The organism is Acinetobacter sp. F16 (assembly GCF_052712855.1).
In genome coordinates, this window is sequence record NZ_JBRATK010000015.1 from 1 (window position 1) to 20966 (window position 20966).

Below are 20966 nucleotides of genomic sequence, written 5' to 3' on the forward strand. Positions count from 1 at the left end.
GTGACATGTTGGAAAATTTAATTTTAGAAGGGAGATATAAGATATTTTAATTGAATAGATGAGAAGAATGAAATATGTACATCAAATGAGGACACACCCTAGTTCCATCCAGCCCAACCAAAATGTTTTTTATCAAATTTTTCTCAGCGGCATTCAATCAACTATTCATAAGTGAATAATCAGACTTTATATTCTCGACTTTTCCATTTAAAAAAATCTGGACTTGTTGATGTTGTTATAGAAAATCAAACTTGTTCTTAATTTTCTGTAAAAAATAAATTTAAAAAAATTAATATTATTTTTATGAAGCTTAATTTTATGTTTTTACTGAATATTTTTATAAATTTTCACTAAACAAATCATGAAATTATTAATGTTTAAATTTTAAGCTCTTTCCCTTCTCAATTTTATTGTGTATTCTTCGCCTAATAAATGCGAAATTTACGCATTTTAAACACATTGATTCGTGTTAATGAATAAAAAGTAAAGGGATTAAAAATGAAATTGAAAACTCTTACGTGGGCTATTTTATTAATTGGTGTACCTACCACTGGGGCATTTGCCGCAGCACTGGATCGTTCGGGACAGTCGATCGCTGCTTTCCTGCAACCCAATAATTACTTTGAAGCAGGTCTTTCTGTACTTGATGCCGATGTTTCTGGAAATATGCGAGATGGCTGGAATATGCCTTCGAATGACACCGCCAAGTCCGGTGCAGATATCTCAAATTCACACTTAGGGGATATGGCTGAAAGTTTTCATTTTGCAAATTTTGCCTTGAAGTATCAGGTCAATGAAAATGTCTCTTTGGGTTTAATATATGATCAGCCTTTTGGTGCAAAGGCAGCTTATTCTGCTAATGATCCTAAACATCAAGTCAGTCCTACAATTTTTCCTGCATTTGGCGGGGATGACGTGCTCAAGACTGGAGCATTTCATAATGATGGTGAAGGGACCAGTGTTGAAGTAAATACACAAAGCCTGTCTTTCATTATGGGTTATCAGCCGAATGAAAACTGGAATATTTATGCCGGCCCTGTTTACCAAACTGTAAAAGGTGATGTCAGTTTACGTGGTTCAGTTTATGGACCATTTGGCGGCATCATGTGCTCGGATAAAATTGGGACAGTGTTTTGTAGCACCTTTAAAGATAAAGATACGGGTCAGCCAATCAAGGGATATGATGCTTCTATTCCCGAAGAAAGCGAGTTCGGTTATTTAGCGGGTGTAGCATTTCAAATTCCAGAAATTGCTTTAAAAGCATCACTGACCTATCGCTCGGAAATTGATTATAAAGTAGATGTAAACGAAAGAATGCCTCAGCCCAATAGTGTCTTTATTGAATCAGGCGTTCCTGAATTTAGCCGTGACTATGTTTATACATCAGGCAAAACAGAAATCACCACTCCTCAATCTGTCAATCTGGATTTTCAATCAGGAATTATGGAAAACACCTTGGCATTCGTCAATGTACGCTGGGTAGATTGGTCCAAATTCAGTATTCGTCCGCATAAGTTTGGTCAATTGGCTTCAGGCTTAACCCAGGCAGTCGCTGGAACACCACGCGGTTTTGACCTGATTGCGTATGACAAAGACCAGATTTCAGCAACATTTGGTGTTGCGCGCAAGCTGAATGATAAATTCGCTTTATCTCTACTGGGTGGATGGGACTCAGGTGCGGGTAATCCGACCTCTACTTTAGGACCGACAGAAGGTTACTGGAGTGCGGGTTTAGGTGGTCAGTATAGCCCTACTCCTGCGACTTTTATTCAGGCCGGTGCACGCTACTTCTGGATGGGTGATGCACAAGCCCAGTCTGCAAGCTGGTTTGGAACTGAACGCTATGATGCTGATTTTAAAGACAACACCGCAATCGGCTATAGCTTGAAAATTGGTTATAAATTTTAATTCATAAGCACACTGCATAACACAGTTTGAAAGTATCGCGATTAAGAGTCATCTACATGCTCTCTTACTCCATTTAATATCTTATACATTTATATTGAAATTGATGACTGTTTGATCCATTTCAAAAATATATAAATGTATAAGCGCGATCTTTCCCTTTCCCCACTTAATTCCTTGAGTGGGTTTTTTTTATCTTTTGAAGCTATTTAATCCGACAGTTAAAATCCATCTGGGTCTCTACAATATTGTCCTTATAACCCAGACTCTGAATAAAAGCGTTTCGATCCTGCAACAGTTTTTGATCCTGCTCCGTTAAGCGCGCCTTATTATCAACTGCCATCCGATAGATATCATTAATGATATTTTGATAAATTCCACACACTTCCTGACGCTTGGTCTTTTTCAACGTTCGTCCAGTCCAGCTTCGCTCAAAATCATCCGCCTTTAAGGTTTTACCCCACGCTTCAATCTGCTGGTTCATACGCTGCTGCATATTTTTTAAGCCTTGTTGAATTTCCGCTTGGGTCAGCGGCTCTACTTTTTCAGGCACACTCTCTGCTGTCGGATTGGCAAAAATAGATACAGAAGCAGTCACTGCCACGATCTTCATTAGGCCACTTAAAATACTTTGAAGTTTTACTGTTTTTATCAAGTTCGACATATGGCTGATCTTATTTCTATGTTTTACTTTTTATAACTAAAATTCATCTATTTATGAAGGAAAAATCAATCGAACTTACATAAAAAAACCACCCGAAGGTGGTTTTCATACATCTTGAACGACTTACTTTAATTCTTGAAAGTCTTGCTGACGCCATGCTTCATACAAAATCACAGCGGTCGCATTGGACAAGTTTAAACTGCGTGAAGTTGCTGCCATTGGCAAACGAATCCAGTGTTCTTTAGGGAACATCATCCGCACATTTTCAGGCAAACCACGTGTTTCAGGTCCCATCAACAATGCAACCGGACGGTTTAAATTTGACGTATGCGGGGTTTCAAAACCTTTGGTGGTTAAAGGATAAATCGCATCATTTTCAATGCCCTGCTCTTTTAAATGAGCAACGCATTCTTCAAAGTTTTCCCAAACTTTCATATGTGCCCATTCATGATAATCCAGACCTGCACGTCTGAGCTTTTTGTCATCCAGCTCAAAACCAAGCGGTTTTACCAAGTGCAACTGTGCACCGGTATTGGCACATAAACGAATGATATTCCCAGTATTACTTGGAATTTCAGGCTCATATAAAACAACATGAATCACAGGATTTCTCTACTCTTTCAATGCAACACGGCTTGAATTAGCCTTGCCACTGTAACTGATCGCGCAAACTTACCACTTCACCAATAATGGTCAGGGTAGGCGCTTGAATTTGATGTTCTGTCACTTTCGATGCAATATCTGCCAAAGTCCCCACCACCACTTTCTGGTCTGGTGTTGTACCTTTAGAAATAAGTGCCACCGGCATATTAGGACGCTGGCCATGTGCAATCAGTTGTGCACATATTTTTTCCAGTCCGACCAAGCCCATATACAACACCAGGGTCTGGTTTTCATAAACCAGTTCATTCCACGGTAATTCAGGTGAACCTTCTTTCAAATGTCCAGTCAGGAAACGGACACTTTGCGCATAATCACGGTGCGTTAAAGGAATGCCGGCATAAGCTGAACAGCCCGATGCTGCGGTAATTCCTGGCACGACCTGAAAAGCCACACCCGCAGCGAAAAGTTCTTGAATCTCTTCACCACCACGACCAAAGATAAATGGATCACCGCCTTTTAAACGGCAAACTCGCTTACCTTGCGCTGCGTATTCCACCAACAAAGCATTAATGCCATCTTGAGGAACGCTATGATTGGAACGCGCCTTGCCGACATAGATTTTTTCTGCATCACGGCGACACAAATCCAAAATCGGTGGCGACACCAGACGGTCGTAAATGATTACATCAGCTTGTTGCATCAGGCGTAAAGCTTTCAAGGTCAACAATTCCGGATCACCCGGACCTGCACCGACCAGATAAACTTCACCTTTCGGTTTTTTCCATTCAGTTAACGCTTGTTCAATTAAACGGTTAGCTTGCGCAATATTGTCATTAAACACCTGTTCCTTGAGTGGACTTGCATATAAGTCTTCCCAAAAAATACGGCGCTCATCTGGATTTTCAATTTTAGCTTTGACTGCAGCACGCCATTTTCCGGAAAAATCTGCCAACTTGCCCATGCCATGTGGAATGGCCGCTTCAAACTGAGTCCGGATTTGACGGGATAAAACCGGTGACGTGCCATTGGTGGCAATCGAAACCACCAGTGGTGAACGGTCAATAATGGCTGGAACCATAAAACGGCAATGCGGTGGATCATCGACACTATTCACCAATATTTTTTCAGCTTCGCACGCTTCAAAAACTTGGATATTGGTGGCTTTATCATTGGTTGCCGCAATGACTAAACGATAATTTCGTAATGGAATATCTCGACTAAAAGCTGATTGGACATATTGCCCTTGGCAAGCTTTAACAATCTCAAGAAGATTGGCTTCAATTTCCGGTGCGATCACGTGAATGACTGCACCCGCTTTTGCCAAAAGTACCGCTTTGCGATAAGCAATATGTCCACCACCGACAATCAGACAAGGTTGCTGTTGCAACTTTAAAGAGATTGGAAAGATATCCACGAATTACCTCAGTATTTTTAAATCTGACTGTCTTAAGCAATTTTCATGCACAAAACTGTGCTATTTGACGATTTATTGATCAATCCAGAGATTAATCAATAAATTCTGCACCACCCATATATGGACGAAGCACTTCAGGAACTTCAATAGAACCGTCTGCACGTTGATAATTTTCCATTACCGCAAGCAAGGTACGACCGACTGCCAAACCTGAACCGTTCAAGGTATGCACAAATTCAGTTTTCTTTTGGTCTACACGGTAACGTGCTTTCATACGGCGTGCTTGGAAGTCGCCCATGCATGAACAGCTTGAAATTTCACGATAAGTATTTTGGCTTGGAACCCAAACTTCCAGATCGTAAGTCTTGATAGCGCCAAAGCCCATATCGCCACCACACAGGATGATTTTACGGTATGGAAGACCCAAGGCTTGCAAAATACCTTCCGCATGACCGGTCAATTCTTCTAAAGCCTGCATAGAATCTTCAGGTTTTACAATTTGCACCATCTCAACTTTGTCGAACTGGTGTTGACGAATCAGACCACGGGTATCACGGCCATACGAACCCGCTTCACTACGGAAACATGGCGTATGCGCTGCATATTTCAGCGGCAGACGGTCTGGATCAACAATTTCATCACGCACGAAATTGGTCACTGGCACTTCCGCAGTCGGAATCAGATAAAGCTCTTTTTCGCCTTGAAGCTTGAACAGGTCTTCTTCAAATTTAGGCAACTGACCTGTACCACGTAAAGAATCTGCATTGACCAAATACGGGACATAGGCTTCGGTATAACCATTTTTCAAGGTATGGGTATCGAGCATGAATTGGGTAATTGCACGTTGCAGACGCGCCAATGGCCCTTTGAGAACACTGAAACGCGTACCAGTCAATTTGGTCGCAGTTTCAAATTCCAAACCACCCATCCATTCACCCAGGTCAGTATGATCTTTGATTTCAAAATCAAATTGACGCGGTGTGCCCCATTTTAAAATTTCAACATTATCATCTTCATCTTTACCTTCAGGTACAGATTCATGCGGCATGTTTGGAATGGTTAAAGACTTGGTTTCAATTTCATTTTGCAATTCAGCAAGCGCAACTTCAGCTGCCTTGATTTCATCACCAATCGCAGCCATACGTGCCATGATTTCAGATGCATCGCCACCAGATTTTTTAATTTGGCCAACTTGTTTAGCACCCGAATTGCGCTCTGCTTGCAAAGCTTCAGTTTTCGATTGAAGCTCTTTACGGCGAGCTTCAAGTGAAGCCCACTCTTCTACATTAAGCTGTACACCACGTTTTGCTAAGGCTAAATTTACAGCCTCAATATTATTTCTGATTAATTTCGGGTCGATCATAGCCAATCTTTTGCAAAGAAAAAAACTGGCTATAGTGTAAGCGCTAAACGCTAAAAAAGACAGTGACCGAGCTTACAGCTGTGCCTTATTAAAGCAAATTTAACCGAATTAACTCAAAATCAGGGTGTCGGATAGTGCGGCAAACTTGGCAAATATTGCGCTTTAACCAGTTTACTGAGCGCAACATAGGGTAAGGTCAGTTCAGTCATGCCTTCTGCATATGAAGCCAGTTCATATAAAGGATAAACAAACACAATGCCGTTCGCGCCGTAGTAAAAATTATCACTTAACTTGAGCTGGCTACGCTCAATAGTATGTTGATCTAACCAGATGCTATTTGAGTCATACAAAGCATTCAATACTTGCTGTTCTGCACCCTTCACCAGAATGTCTTGTAGCGCCAAGCGTTTTTTATTTTTCAAATCAAAATTCACAAATTCCTGATGATGCATGCCATGTGCTGCACCAGATGAATAATTGTAAGTCTGAATGGCAAATGTCGCCCGGTCATATTGCTGACCAATAAAACGCACATAGGTCGAGCTTTGACTTAAGTTAGGCTCAGCACCTTCAGCAGTATTAATTTTTTGATTGGGTGCAGTTGAAAAAGCAATCGGGTCGGCTGTTTTAATTCGATCGATAAAGTAATCATCAATCCATTTCAGATTGGTCTCTACGCTCTGAATGTCATATTGCATACAGCCATTTGCATCGCAAGCTTCTGGCTTGGTCAGTTTGACCGGAACAACTTTGGCTTGAATTAATGCAATGGATTCCGGCTTTTCCTGCTGCTTTGTCGTTGCGGTCTGTTCACTTTTCGGTACCGCCCGTTCCTGACATCCCGTCATGACCAGTGCCGCCAAAGAAACAGGAACTGCCCAGAGCCATTGTTTATTCGTGCAAATTTCCATTTTATTTTTACAACCTAAGACCTTTGATCATGCTCCTGCACTATACAAAGCTCGCTCACTGAATGAAATTTGAAATATGTATCTTTAAAAATATATAGCCTGATAGCGATGAATAAAAAATAGAAAGATCTCAGGATTTTAAGATAAATCGACCCAATTTCCATGAAAGCCCAATGGCACATGCACACCAAGTAAAATTTCAGCCTGAGGCTGAATATTTAAACCTTGAGCTTTTAAAATCACCACTTTCGAGCTTTCTTGATGGATGTGATGTACATAACACAACAAGTGACCCTCCCCCTCAGCCGCATCCGCTGATTCAGGAATAAACACCACTTCTCCCGTCACCCATTGATCACCAAATTCATAGGTGTTTTTTTCACGCGTTCGCAGGTCATGACAAATCAAATGATTGGCTTTGGTCATAGTCGCAGGATCAAAACTGACACTATAAATATAACGATGCTGCTCACCGGTATATCGTTCATCAATTCTTGGAAATTCTTGCGCCTGTGCATCCAGCACCTGCCGGTCCACAGCATTTTGCTTCGGATCAATTGTCCAGCGTTGCAATTGTGTATTCTGCTGCTCAAATGGACCTTGATGGGATTTTTTAAACATGTGGCGATGAACCACGACATCCAGAATAATTTGCTGCTGATCATTTCGATAAGCATTTGCAGCATGAAAAATAAAACAAGGGTCCATCGCAATCCACTGTACTTCATCGGCATGGCCATATTTGGGCAAAATCCCGATGCGTGCCGCATGCTTTTCATTCCATTCATAAGGCAATGGATTGCCTTTAAGGAGTTGCTTGAAAGAAAACGTGACAGGCAAATCAAAAATTAAAACGTCTTGCTTGGTAATGGCGCAGTCATGAATCATCGGGCCATGCTGTACAGGAATTTTAGTCCAATGCACCAGACAACCCTGCTCATCAATCACTTCATAATAGGCATGTTTGATATCCAGCGCATCATAGCAAACCGCATGTAAATGCCCTGTGTTATTGTCTTTATGCGGATGTGCAGTAAAAGGCAGATCAGCATCCGTATTAAAAAAACGGTGTTCTTCCGTATTCAGGTTTAAATCTAAACGCGCCGGCAAAGTGCCCGCTTCCACACTCGCCCAAATTTTATTGGCATGATAAAAAGCATTGGTATTCACCACATCACCGGGACCACGGCGAAATCCGGCTTTAACTGCCTTGTTCTTTTGCTTCTGTACAGCATCCGTTTCAATATAATGACTTTTAAACCAAACGGCTTGGCCCTGTTCAATTTTTAGAGCATGCAGCATTCCATCGCCGGTGAACCAATGATAGCAATCCGGATTTTCAACATGGATGGGATTTGGCCCTATTCTTAACAATAGTCCGGTGAGGTGCTGCGGAATTTCCCCAATGACTTTAAATTCGCGCTTTTCCACCTCATTGACCGGACCAAATATCCCATGTAAATAAGGATTTTCTGCCTTGGCTTGAGAGAGGTTTTTAGCTGAATCTTTTGATCTTCTTTGCAGCCAATTCACTCCTAAACCCATGACTTTTTGACGGTAAGTATTAAATTTTGATTTAAATGGTGTGAACCGCGGATAATCCACGGATGGGGTCACTACATTATTATTTGCCATGTTATTGTTTGCCACGTTTAGTTCTCCTGAACTTTTTTTGCTTTTGTCTTTGTTGCTTTTGTTTTTTGTCTTAAGCGGCAGTGATCTGGGTTATCTTGCCCTTCACTTCTTATCATTCATTTTATATTTTTAAGCATTGTGAGCTGCATTTATTGTGCAGTTTAGCGCTATTTTTGCATAGGGTTACTTTGCCTATAAACGCATCACTATATTTCTAGCAGAATATAAACCAAAAAAGCAGTCACGTATGACTGCTTTTAAATAAACTTTTTGGCTTAATTAATGATAAATCAATTCATTATTGATCAATAATATCGGTGCCTTTAGGTGGGGTAAAATTAAAGGTAGAGGCTGGAATTGAAGGATTCACTTTTACATTATTGAATCGAACATAGGTCGTTTGACCGAGTGAATCTTCCAAGATCATCAAACTTGGTGCCTTGTTTACCCCAAAACTAATGGTCAAGCTTTGAAATGCCCCATCACGGTCTTTAGGCAGCAAGGTGTAATAGGTCTTGCCTTTATCCGGTTGAGTCACACGATATGACTTCATGATTTGACTGGTATTTCCCGACAATAACAAAGCTGGTGTATTTGCCACTTGATCATCCAGGCTTTGACGGACCGCCTGTTGCAAGTCAGGATCATAAATCCAGACGGTTTTACCTGAAGTCACAATGGTTTGTTTTGATGGAGTCGTAGTTTCCCAGAAAAATTTACCAGGACGGGCAACTTTCATCACACCTTTAAAGGTTTGATTCATATGTTGTCCAGTGAGGCCTTTTTTCTGAGCCACTTTACTGCCAGAAGACGCTTTTGTGGTCTGTTCAAAATTCGCTGACAAACTTCGGATATTACTTAACTGTTTCACCAAATTATTGGTTGCTTGTTGCTCCGACGCTGCAACAGGCGCAGCAAAAACAGTAGTACTTATTACCGGTGCAAGCGTTGCGGCACCGAATGTCATAGCACATAGGGTTTTACGAAGCATTTTCATCTCATCACCTTTTTATTTGCTGTATCGCAATTTCTTCAATGTCCCATCTTAAACCAATTTTTATTGCTAATAATTGAGAAAATAAGAAGTTTTGTATTGTTATTAATGCTCAATGTAGATTTTTCTACATCATGATGAAGAACCCAGATTGGTTTTGACGAATTTACAGGCATAAAAAAACCCACATCAAATGTGGGCTTTTTTCTATTTAAGCTTACGCTTCAACAGATACGTAGCGACGACCGAATTGGCCTTTCACTTCGAATTTGATCACGCCGTCAGCGGTAGCAAATAAAGTATGGTCACGGCCCATACCTACGTTTGTACCAGCGTGGAATTCTGTACCACGTTGACGAACAATAATGTTACCAGCAGTCACAGATTGACCACCGTACATTTTAACACCTAACATTTTAGGGTTCGAGTCACGACCGTTACGTGTCGAACCACCAGCTTTTTTAGTAGCCATGTTTCATAATCCTCGTAATTAGCCTGAAATAGCAGTAATTTTCAACTCGGTAAACCATTGACGGTGACCTTGTTGTTTACGGTAATGTTTACGACGACGCATTTTAACAATACGGATTTTGTCGTGACGACCGTGGCTAACTACTTCAGCAGTTACTGTAGCACCAGCAACAACTGGAGCACCAATTTGAATGCTTTCGCCGTTTACAAGCATTAATACGTCATCAAACGTAATAGTTGTACCAGTTTCAGCTTTCAACAATTCTACTTTAAGGGTTTCACCCTCAATAACACGGTGCTGTTTACCACCGCTTTGGATTACTGCGTACATAATGTACTCCAAACATGCCCGTGTCGTCGTGCCGATAAAGGAATATACCGATCTTAATACGAGCGCCACTGGGGTATATACAAGGGCAAACATATTAAGTGATAATAAATCAAACGACAAGCCATTTCAGTGTTTTTTTGCGCTGATCGAATGTTTATTTTATAAACGATCAAAATCTAGAAAATAAATTACTTTTACATCGCAATTTTACATTTTATAAAATCAAATAGATTTTTAAAATCAATTCGCTACTATAGACTACGCAATGTCCGCTCAGTCACCTATGAGATGGGCTGTTAGCATAGGCGCTCGCTTAAAACCATTTGCCTAGTCAGGATTTAAGCAACTATATTAATATCTTAGCTATATCATCCGATATAGTTGTTACACTATAGAATAAGCAATTCAATTTTTAGAGGTTTCTCTTCATATGGCCATCGACTTTAAGCAGGATATTCTCGCTCCAGTTGCTTCAGACTTTGCTGCGATGGACACGTTTATTAATGAAGGGATTACTTCAAAAGTTGCCTTAGTCATGGCAGTAAGTAAACACGTGGTCGAAGCAGGCGGTAAACGTATGCGCCCGATTATGTGTTTACTGGCGGCAAAAGCCTGTGGCGCGACCGACCTGGAAAGTCATCGTAAACTCGCAGCCATTATTGAAATGCTGCACACTGCAACGCTGGTACATGATGATGTGGTCGATGAATCAGGCTTACGTCGTGGTCGTCCAACCGCCAATGCCACCTGGAATAATCAAACTGCCGTTCTGGTCGGTGATTTTCTGATTTCACGTGCTTTCGATTTATTGGTCGATTTAAACGATATGACCTTGCTTAAAGATTTCTCGACCGGAACCTGTGAAATTGCTGAGGGTGAAGTTTTACAGCTGCAAGCACAGCATCAGCCTGAAACTTCAGAACAGACTTATCTTGATATTATTCATGGCAAAACTTCACGTTTGTTTGAGCTGGCGACTGAAGGTGCTGCCATTTTATCTGGCACCCCGCAATACCGTGAACCCCTGCGCATTTTTGCCGGTCACTTTGGTAATGCCTTTCAAATTATTGATGATATTTTAGACTACACCTCTGATGCTGAAACATTAGGTAAAAATATTGGTGATGATTTAATGGAAGGGAAACCCACTTTGCCATTAATCTCTGCACTGCAAAAAACTACCGATGAAGAACATGAAATTGTTCGCCGTAGCATCGCAACCGGTGGTACAGCACAATTAGAACGTGTCATTGCCATTGTGCAAAATAGTGGCGCGCTGGATTATTGCCGCCAACGTGCAACAGAAGAAACTGAATCTGCGCTGCAAGCTCTAGATGCGCTGCCTCATAGTGAATATCGCCAAGCCCTGATTAACCTGACCCAACTTGCCTTAAATCGGATTCAATAATGGATTCTGAAAAAAATAGACTTAACCCTCGCCTATGCATATAAATTTTAATGATCTATTTTTAAAAATGCAGGAACAGCTTGAATCTAATCAAGCTGTTTTTGATGACTTACTGTTAATTGAGCTGGTTAACCGGATTCGACCAGACGACTCAACCAATACCGAAGAAATCAACTGTAAATTTCGTGCACTCATACAAGCACTGCTGATTACCCCCAATGCTGTATCGACTTTACAAAATTTTGTCTTAAAACTGATTAGCCAATATAAACAGACCAGTCTGTATGCCGATACTGGTATTTTATCGCTCGATGGTTTTTGGAATCAGCTTGCACAACGCGTAGGCGCGCATTTTTTACCCCTGATTAATGACAAAAGCCAACTGCAGGATTTAGTGCGTCGCGTGTTTTATCAACGTAGTGATAAATACTGGTTGGACAGCATTTCCAGTGAGGATTGGCAAAAGCTATTTGCCCTACTTAATCAAGGTCATAGTAACCAAGCTGAAAAACTTAAAATCAACAGTGAGCTGATTAAAGCCATTACCGTTCTGTCTTACCGGATTAGCGGGATTGGACTGTATCCGGAATTTATCAACGCACAGCCCGACTTAACCGAATACGAATCGCCTTTTCTGGTACAGAACCGGGAAATTGTCGAATTCATTCAGCATTATAAAAAACTGCATCAAAATACCGACCCTCTGGCAGTCATGCTCCCACCCGATGCTTCACAAGCTCTGGTGATGATTGAGCAATGCCGAAATGTCGTTTTAAAAATTCGTCGTGCCATCAAGCGTATTGGCGTAAGTATCAGCCTGAATTATTTATTATCGCTTCTGGAACAGTGTCTCGATCGGATCGAACTATTAATTAACTTAATTGTTGAACAAGACAAAATTCGTTATGAATCGCTCAGTGCGTTACTGGTCGATATTACTTCCGCCATTTATAGCGAACGCAGTGTTCGTTCTTTACTTGCCAATAACAGTGAATTAGTTGCTTTACAAGTAACCGAAAATGCCAGTAAAACCGGCGAACATTATGTAAGTACCGACAAAAAAGGTTTCTGGTCGATGTACAAGGCAGCAGCAGGTGCTGGCGTCATTATTGCCACCATGTCGACCTTGAAAATATTGACAGCACGTCTGGTCATGGCCCCCTTGATGCAGGCGTTTATGTTTAGCATGAACTATTCACTTGGTTTCATGCTGATTCACGTACTCCATTTCACTGTCGCGACCAAACAGCCGGCCATGACAGCAGCCGCGCTTGCAGCCACGGTACAGCATCAAAAAGGTTCTAAAACTGCACAAATTGCGGAACTTGCCGCACTGATCATTAATATTATCCGGACCCAGTTTATTGCTATTCTTGGCAATATCTCCATTGCCATTCCTACCGCTGCAGTGATTGCCCTGCTCTGGCAATACGGAATGGATGAGCCATTGCTGACCCATGCCAAGGCGACCACGACCCTAAACTCACTCAATCCGTTTACTTCACTGGCCATTCCCCATGCTGCCATTGCTGGGGTTTGCCTGTTTTTCTCGGGTCTGATTGCAGGTTATTTCGACAATATGGCGGTATACCGTAAGGTCGGTCCGCGTCTGAAAGCGCATGCCCACTTAAAACTGTTATTGGGTCAAGAACGCTTAAATCATTTTGCTGCCTATATTGAGCGGAATTTAGGGGCTTTGGCCGGGAACTTCTTATTCGGGATTATGCTTGGAAGCATGGGAACCATTGGTTTTATTTTGGGTCTTCCGCTGGATATCCGGCATATTGCCTTTGCCTCAGCCAATTTTATTCAAGGCTTGATCGATATTAATGGCAGCGCTGAAATTGGTCTGATTTTTGTATCCTTTTTAGGGGTGTTGTTAATTGGCCTGACCAACTTGTTTGTGAGTTTTAGTCTGACCATTATTGTAGCACTACGCGCGCGCAGGGTTCGATTTGAGCAGTGGAAGCCGCTGGCCAAACTGGTGCTCACCCATTTCTTAACCCGTCCAAGTGACTTTTTTTGGCCGCCGAAAATTCCATTAGAGGTGGATGAATCCTCAACATCACAAAAATCGGCTTATAAGTGATTGGTTATTTTTGTTTTACTTCACGTTAAAAAATCGGTAAAAAGAAATTAGCATAATTTACACATACTTGAAATAAAGTGTACTGATGAGTACACTTTAACCATTAATAGTCATGCTCCAATCGGCTAAGATAACAAAGGTTCCTTACATGCCGTACCTATTGCTTGGTGTAGGATTTTTCTTATTTATTTTCAGTGTATTAATACTTTTTATCCCATCACTTCATCACTTCGATCTGGTGATGGTTGAATGGATGAGCCAGCATCGTACAGTGCAATTAAATACGATATCTATCACACTTTCTGTTATGGGCGGCATGCCATTTGTGCTATTTTTAACCACAATCTGGTGTTTACACCAAGCATGGTGTAAAAAATATACAAATATTGTTTTTACAAGTTTAGGGCTTATAGGAAGCATTGCCACGGTTTGGCTGCTCAAATATATAATTTCAAGACCCCGTCCACCCGAAATGTATCATCTGGTCAACAGCTATGGTGCTTCATTTCCCAGTGCGCATAGTATTTATGCCGCCACCCTGGGCTGTCTTGCAATTTACCTCAGTCAAAAACATCCACAGCACACACTGATTTGTCTGTGTGCTTTTATATGGTTGTTAATTATGGGAATTTCAAGGGTTTACCTTGGTGTACATTTCCCCTCTGATGTCTTGGCTGGTTGGAGCATAAGTTTTATTTGGATCACACTACTTTATATGCTGTATGCCAAATTCAGTAGGGCGAAAACAAATTAATTTTTAGATAAAAATCTAATCGAGGTGGAACAATGATGTCTGCAAAGCTATGGGCACCCGCCCTTACCGCTTGCGCATTAGCAACAAGTATTGCACTTGTTGGTTGTAGCAAAGATCCTAAGGATGCGCAGCAAGCTGCAGCAGCCCAACAAATGCCACCGACTGAAGTCGGTGTCATTGTTGCTCAACCACAAAGCGTAGAGCAATCGGTTGAACTTTCAGGCCGTACCACGGCATTTGAAATTTCTGAAGTCCGTCCACAAACCAGTGGTGTGATTCAAAAACGTCTATTCACTGAAGGCAGTTATGTCCGTGAAGGTCAGGCGCTTTATCAAATTGATTCCAGCACCAACCGTGCGAATGTCGATAATGCCCGTGCCGCGATTGCAAGCGCTGAAGCAAACCTGAATGTTTTGCGTGTGAAAGAAGGTCGTTACCGTCAATTGGTCGGTTCAAATGCCATTTCAAAACAAGAATATGACGACATCGCTGCACAAGTAAAACTGGCTGAAGCCACTTTGAGCGCGAACCGTGCAGTCTTGAAAAATGCCGAAATTAATTTGGGTTACTCAACTGTACGCGCGCCAATTTCTGGTCAGACTAATCGCTCAACAGTGACTGTCGGTGCTTTAGTGACTGCAAGCCAGGCAGAACCTTTAGTGACTGTTCAGCGTCTGGATCCAATCTATATCGACATTAACCAGTCTAGTGCTGAATTATTGCGTTTACGTCAGCAATTGAGCCAAGGCAGTTTAGACAGCAGTAACAATACCAAAGTCAAACTTAAGCTTGAAGATGGTAGCGACTACCCTGTGGAAGGTCGTCTTGCATTCTCTGATGCCAGTGTTAATCCGGAAACCGGTACTGTAACTTTACGTGCCGTGTTCCCGAACCCGAACCATTTATTGCTTCCGGGCATGTATGCCACTGCTAAAATTGTACAAGGTGTGATTCCAAACGCCATCTTGATTCCTCAAGCAGCGATTACCCGCACTCCAACCGGTCAGGCGATTGCGATGATCGTGAATGCCAAAGGCGCTGTTGAAACACGCCCTGTAGAAACTGCTGGCGTTCAAGGTAAAGACTGGATTGTGACCAAAGGTTTACAGACGGGTGAAAAAGTGATTGTTGATGGTATTGCCAAGGTGAAAGAAGGCGCAACTGTCGTTGCCAAACCTTACCAGCCTCAAGCTGCGCCTCAGGGTGCCGGTCAACCTGCCGCACAAGCCAATAAAGCAGCTCAGCCTGCGCAGCAAGCACAACCCAAAACTGAACAAAAATCTACTTCAAATACATAAGGGGTAGACTAGATGGCTCAATTTTTTATTCATCGCCCGATTTTTGCATGGGTGATTGCATTGGTGATTATGCTGGCGGGTATTTTAACCATCAGCAAAATGCCGATTGCACAATATCCGACCATTGCTCCGCCAACAGTCAGCATTTCCGCGACTTATCCTGGTGCATCTGCTGAAACCGTAGAAAATACAGTGACCCAGATCATTGAGCAGCAAATGAATGGTCTAGATGGCTTGCGTTATATCTCGTCAAATAGTGCGGGTAACGGTCAGGCATCTATCGCTTTGAACTTTGAACAAGGTATTGATCCTGATATTGCCCAAGTTCAAGTCCAAAACAAATTACAGTCAGCAACGGCGCTACTCCCTGAAGATGTACAACGTCAGGGGCTTCGCGTAACCAAATCTGGTGCAAGCTTCTTGCAGGTTTTGGCTTTCTACTCACCGAATGGTGAATTGACCGATGCCGACATTAAAGATTATGTGAACTCGAATATTTCTGAACCGCTCAGCCGTGTGGCTGGTGTCGGTGAAGTACAGGTATTTGGTGGTTCATATGCCATGCGTATCTGGTTAGATCCTGCAAAACTCAGCAGTTATCAGCTGACTCCAAGTGATGTCGTGGCTGCCTTGCGTACTCAAAACGCGCAAGTTGCTGTGGGTCAATTGGGCGGTGCGCCAGCGGTTGAAGGTCAAGTCCTGAATGCCACTGTAAATGCACAAAGCCTTTTGCAAACGCCTGAACAGTTCAAAAACATTTTCTTGAAGAATGCCGGTTCTGGTGCAAAAGTGACCATTGGTGATATTGCCAAAGTCGAATTAGGCTCGGACAACTATCAGTTCACCTCGAAATTCAACGGCAAGCCTGCCGGTGGTGTAGCGATTAAACTGGCCACGGGTGCAAATGCATTAGACACCGCGACTGCGGTAGAAGAACGTTTAGTACAGTTACGTAAAAACTATCCAACAGGGTTAAAAGATCAGCTAGCGTTTGATACCACACCGTTTATCAAACTCTCCATTGAAAGTGTAGTTCACACTTTAGTGGAAGCGATTATTCTGGTATTCCTGGTCATGTTCCTGTTCTTGCAGAACTGGCGTGCGACCCTGATTCCAACCATGGCTGTGCCGGTGGTTGTACTCGGTACATTCGCGATTATTAACCTGTTTGGCTTCTCCATTAACACGCTCACGATGTTTGCCATGGTTCTTGCCATTGGTCTACTGGTGGATGACGCGATTGTCGTGGTCGAAAACGTTGAACGTATTATGGGAGAAGAGCATCTAGAGCCGGTTGAAGCGACTGAAAAGTCGATGAATCAGATCTCTGGTGCATTGATTGGTATTACCACGGTATTGTCTGCAGTATTCGTCCCAATGGCGTTCTTTAGCGGAACCACCGGGGTGATTTACCGTCAGTTCTCGATTACCCTGGTGACTGCAATGGTTCTGTCACTGATTGTGGCATTAACATTCACCCCTGCACTTTGTGCGACCTTGTTGAAACAGCATGACAAGAATAAACCACAAAGCAACAGTGTGCCTGCCCGCTTCTTCCGCTGGTTCAACGCACGCTTTGAACGTACTGCTGAAGGCTACCAGAAATGGGTCGGAAAACTGCTGATTCACAAAATCATTGCCGGTGCGATTTATGCGGTCGTGATTGTCGGTCTATTGTTCTTGTTCAAAAGCTTGCCAAGTTCATTCTTGCCGGATGAAGACCAAGGCGTAGTCATGACTCTGGTTCAGCTTCCACCGAATGCCACCCTAAACCGTACTGAGAAAGTTATTGATCAAATGACTGGCTTCTTTATGGAAGGTGAAAAAGCCAATGTCGATTCTGTATTTAGTGTCGCAGGCTTCTCGTTTACCGGTGTCGGTCAAAATGCCGGTCTGGCTTTCATCAAATTGAAAGACTGGAGCGAACGTACTTCTCCTGAATCGCAAATCGGTGCCATTATCCAGCGTGGCATGGCCTTGAACGTCATTGCTAAAGATGCGTCTTATGTGATGCCGTTGCAGCTTCCTGCAATGCCGGAACTGGGTGTTTCTGCCGGCTTTAACTTGCAGTTAAAAGATGCTGCAGGTAATGGTCACGAAACGCTTCTGAATGCACGTAACATGATCTTGGGTATGGCTGCACAGGACAAACGTCTTGCCGGTGTCCGTCCAAATGGTCAGGAAGATACGCCACAGTACAAAATCTATGTAGATAACGAAAAAGCCAGCGCTATGGGCGTCAGCATTTCTGAAATTAACAGCACCATGAGTATTGCTTGGGGTGGTTCATACATTAATGACTTTGTCGACCGTGGTCGTATTAAGAAAGTTTATGTTCAAGCCGTTCCTGATGCCCGTATGATGCCGGAAGATCTCAATAAATGGTACGTACGCAGCAACACTGGTCAAATGGTTCCGTTCTCGGCCTTTGCTACAGGTGAATGGACTTACGGTTCGCCACGTCTTGAGCGTTATAACGGTATTTCATCGGTTAACATTCAAGGTACGCCTGCTCCGGGTGTCAGCTCGGGTGATGCGATGCTTGCCATGGAAGAAATCATTGCCAAATTGCCTGAAATGGGGATCGCTGGCCTTGACTACGAGTGGACAGGTTTATCGTTGGAAGAACGTGAATCTGGCTCGCAAACGCTTGGTCTGTATGGGCTTTCAATGCTGATTGTATTCCTGTGTCTTGCGGCATTGTACGAGAGCTGGTCAATTCCATTCTCAGTCATGCTGGTGATTCCACTGGGTATTGTCGGTGCAATTGGCTTGACTTTCTTGGGTATGGTTCTTTTAAAAGATCCAAACCTGTCGAATAACATTTACTTCCAGGTTGCGATTATTGCCGTCATTGGTTTGGCTGCAAAAAATGCGATCCTGATTGTAGAGTTCGCTAAGGAACTGCAGGAAGATAAAGGCGAGCCTTTACTTGAAGCGACCCTTCACGCAGCAAAAATGCGTTTACGTCCAATCATCATGACCACTTTAGCCTTCGGTTTTGGTGTACTTCCGCTTGCCCTTTCATCAGGTGCCGGCGCAGGTAGCCAACACTCGGTCGGTTATGGTGTACTCGGTGGCGTAATCAGTTCGACTTTATTGGGTATCTTCTTTATTCCTGTGTTCTATGTCTGGATTCGAAGTATCTTTAAATTTAAACCTAAAAAACCAAATAATCAGGAGCAAGCATCGTGATGCAAAAGGTATGGTCTATTTCAGGTCGTAGCATTGCGGTATCTGCACTTGCGCTTGCTTTGACAGCCTGTCAAAGCATGCGTGGCCCAGAGCCCGTAGCTCAAGCGAATATTCCAGAACAAGGCTATTTAACTGCCAGTTCTGGTCCTTCAATTGCTGAACAAGGTTATAAAGACTTTTTTGCAGATCAACGCTTATTGCAAGTGCTTGATCTGGCATTAGCCAATAACCGTGATTTGCGTACTTCGACATTGAATATTCAACGTGCGCAGCAACAGTATCAAATTACCCAGAACAACCAGCTGCCAACCATTGGTGCCAGCGGCAGTGTACTGCGTCAAGACACGCTCAACACCGGCGCCATGACCAGCTACAATGTGGGTTTGGGCGTCACTGCCTACGAGCTGGATTTTTGGGGTCGTGTGCGTAGCTTAAAAGACAATGCTTTGGATACTTATTTAGCAACGTCAAGTGCACGTGATGCCACTCAAATTGCGCTAGTGGGTCAGGTTGCGCAAGCATGGTTGAACTACTCGTTCGCCAATGCAAATTTAAGACTTGCAGATCAGACACTAAAAGCTCAACTTGAGTCTTATAACCTCAACAAGAAACGTTTTGATGTCGGGATCGACAGTGAAGTTCCTGTTCGTCAGGCACAGATTTCTGTAGAAACCGCGCGTAACGATGTTGCCAATTACAAGACCCAGATTGCTCAAGCACAAAACTTGCTTAACCTGCTTGTAGGTCAAGCAGTTCCTGCAAACTTGTTGCCGACTCAACGTGTAACGCGTATTACCACCAACAATGCACTCACTGCAGGATTACCAAGTGACTTGCTCACCAACCGTCCTGATGTACGTGCTGCGGAATACCAATTGTCTGCAGCCGGCGCCAATATTGCTGCGGCTAAGGCACGCTTGTTCCCGACCATCAGTTTGACCGGTAATGCAGGCTATGCGTCAACCAGCTTAAGCGACCTGTTTAAATCAGGTGGATTTGTCTGGTCAATTGGTCCAAGTATTGATCTTCCAATTTTCGATTGGGGTACACGTCAAGCCAACATCAAGATTTCAGAAACAGATCAGCAAATTGCGTTGTCTGACTATGAAAAATCGATTCAGTCCGCTTTCCGCGAAGTGAATGATGCCTTGGCAGTACGTCAAAACATTGGTGACCGTTTAGCGGCGCAGCGCCGTCTGGTTGATGCAACCAATACCACTTACCGACTTTCTAATGCCCGCTTCCGCGCCGGTATTGACAGTTACTTGACGGTACTGGATGCGCAACGTGCGTCTTATGCGGCTGAACAAGGTTTATTGTTGCTTGAACAAGCTAATATGAATAACCAGGTTGAAGTCTATAAAACACTCGGTGGTGGCATTAAAGCCAACACCAGTGATGCCGTTTTACAGCCAGCATCTACTGCTGAACGTAAAGCTGCAAACAGCGCTCAATAACTTTAAGCGTTAATTTTAAGCGTTATTAAAAAGCCTGCTCTATGCAGGCTTTTTTATTGCTTTTTAAGGCTCGATTTCCTATCTTCAGTACAAGCTTCTTTATTTGAATATCAAACATGCTTTTAAGTAATCTAGAATCTGTGCCGGGACATACTATTCTCCGCCAAATTGATGTGGTGTATGGCAGTACCGTGCGTAGCAAACATGTTGGACGTGACTTGCTGGCCGGCTTAAAAAATATAGTCGGTGGTGAGCTGACGGCCTATACCGAACTGCTTGAAGAATCCCGTCAGGAAGCCATGAGCCGTATGATTGAAAAAGCTCAATCTATGGGTGCAAATGCTGTAGTGGGTATTCGTTTTTCAACTTCAAATATTGCCCAGGGCGCTTCTGAACTTTTTGTTTATGGCACTGCCGTGGTGGTTGAAGCAAATGCACAAAAACTGCCTGATCCCTTCCCGACTCAAGGCTAAG

Annotated in this window: 17 protein-coding genes; 8 read left to right on the forward strand and 9 right to left on the reverse strand. The window is 42.9% G+C overall.

Annotation, left to right across the window (positions count from 1 at the left end; genetic code table 11):
- Nucleotides 1-498: 498 nt before the first annotated feature.
- A complete protein-coding gene (locus ACU0NF_RS09580) occupies nt 499-1908 on the forward strand; it encodes an OmpP1/FadL family transporter (protein WP_445660960.1) in 1410 nt (469 codons plus the stop codon).
- 202 nt (nt 1909-2110) lie between these two features.
- Here the strand turns inward: ACU0NF_RS09580 and ACU0NF_RS09585 are convergent, their stop codons facing one another.
- From ACU0NF_RS09585 to rplU, 9 genes are all read right to left on the reverse strand, one after another.
- On the reverse strand, nt 2111-2569 hold the full coding sequence (locus tag ACU0NF_RS09585; RefSeq protein WP_445660961.1) for a hypothetical protein: 459 nt from the start codon (nt 2567-2569) through the stop codon (nt 2111-2113).
- Nucleotides 2570-2692: 123 nt separating this feature from the next.
- Entirely contained in the window at nt 2693-3172 is a 480-nt protein-coding gene (locus tag ACU0NF_RS09590) for a tRNA (cytidine(34)-2'-O)-methyltransferase (protein ID WP_171539107.1), read from the reverse strand.
- Nucleotides 3173-3209: 37 nt separating this feature from the next.
- Nucleotides 3210-4586, reverse strand: coding sequence for a siroheme synthase CysG (gene cysG / locus ACU0NF_RS09595; RefSeq protein WP_445660962.1), 1377 nt, complete (start codon nt 4584-4586; stop codon nt 3210-3212).
- Between the two features lie 91 nt (nt 4587-4677).
- Nucleotides 4678-5949 carry a serine--tRNA ligase gene (gene serS / locus ACU0NF_RS09600; protein WP_445660963.1) on the reverse strand — a complete coding sequence of 424 codons (1272 nt, stop codon included), beginning with the start codon at nt 5947-5949 and terminating at the stop codon, nt 4678-4680.
- A gap of 119 nt (nt 5950-6068) precedes the next feature.
- On the reverse strand, nt 6069-6860 hold the full coding sequence (locus ACU0NF_RS09605; protein ID WP_445660964.1) for a DUF3298 domain-containing protein: 792 nt from the start codon (nt 6858-6860) through the stop codon (nt 6069-6071).
- Between the two features lie 138 nt (nt 6861-6998).
- Nucleotides 6999-8510, reverse strand: a complete 1512-nt coding sequence (locus tag ACU0NF_RS09610; RefSeq protein ID WP_445660965.1) for a carotenoid oxygenase family protein — start codon at nt 8508-8510, stop codon at nt 6999-7001.
- A gap of 283 nt (nt 8511-8793) precedes the next feature.
- On the reverse strand, nt 8794-9492 hold the full coding sequence (gene lolA, locus ACU0NF_RS09615) for an outer membrane lipoprotein chaperone LolA (protein WP_445660966.1): 699 nt from the start codon (nt 9490-9492) through the stop codon (nt 8794-8796).
- Between the two features lie 214 nt (nt 9493-9706).
- The gene (rpmA, locus tag ACU0NF_RS09620) at nt 9707-9961 is read right to left on the reverse strand and encodes a 50S ribosomal protein L27 (RefSeq protein ID WP_067723977.1); all 255 of its coding nucleotides are present in this window, start codon (nt 9959-9961) and stop codon (nt 9707-9709) included.
- Between the two features lie 18 nt (nt 9962-9979).
- Nucleotides 9980-10291, reverse strand: coding sequence for a 50S ribosomal protein L21 (gene rplU / locus ACU0NF_RS09625; RefSeq protein WP_067723976.1), 312 nt, complete (start codon nt 10289-10291; stop codon nt 9980-9982).
- Between the two features lie 430 nt (nt 10292-10721).
- On the opposite strand from rplU, the gene sdsA reads away from it, so the two are divergent.
- The 7 genes from sdsA to ACU0NF_RS09660 all read left to right on the forward strand — a co-directional run bounded on the left by sdsA (nt 10722) and on the right by ACU0NF_RS09660 (nt 20965).
- Entirely contained in the window at nt 10722-11699 is a 978-nt protein-coding gene (gene sdsA / locus ACU0NF_RS09630) for an All-trans-nonaprenyl-diphosphate synthase (RefSeq protein WP_131266910.1), read from the forward strand.
- A gap of 34 nt (nt 11700-11733) precedes the next feature.
- The gene (locus tag ACU0NF_RS09635; protein ID WP_445660967.1) at nt 11734-13788 is read left to right on the forward strand and encodes a site-specific recombinase; all 2055 of its coding nucleotides are present in this window, start codon (nt 11734-11736) and stop codon (nt 13786-13788) included.
- Nucleotides 13789-13936: 148 nt separating this feature from the next.
- Nucleotides 13937-14542 (forward strand): phosphatase PAP2 family protein, encoded by a 606-nt coding sequence (locus tag ACU0NF_RS09640; protein ID WP_445660968.1) that lies wholly within the window; start codon nt 13937-13939, stop codon nt 14540-14542.
- A 32-nt stretch (nt 14543-14574) separates the two neighbouring features.
- Nucleotides 14575-15840, forward strand: coding sequence for an efflux RND transporter periplasmic adaptor subunit (locus tag ACU0NF_RS09645; RefSeq protein WP_131266916.1), 1266 nt, complete (start codon nt 14575-14577; stop codon nt 15838-15840).
- Between the two features lie 12 nt (nt 15841-15852).
- On the forward strand, nt 15853-19035 hold the full coding sequence (locus ACU0NF_RS09650) for an efflux RND transporter permease subunit (RefSeq protein ID WP_445660969.1): 3183 nt from the start codon (nt 15853-15855) through the stop codon (nt 19033-19035).
- Nucleotides 19035-20492, forward strand: a complete 1458-nt coding sequence (adeK, locus tag ACU0NF_RS09655) for a multidrug efflux RND transporter AdeIJK outer membrane channel subunit AdeK (protein ID WP_445661013.1) — start codon at nt 19035-19037, stop codon at nt 20490-20492. The genes ACU0NF_RS09650 and adeK overlap by 1 nt, the downstream gene beginning before the upstream one ends.
- Before the next feature lie 116 nt (nt 20493-20608).
- Complete coding sequence (locus ACU0NF_RS09660) at nt 20609-20965, forward strand: YbjQ family protein (protein WP_445660970.1); 357 nt, start codon at nt 20609-20611, stop codon at nt 20963-20965.
- The last annotated feature ends 1 nt before the right edge of the window (nt 20966 follow it).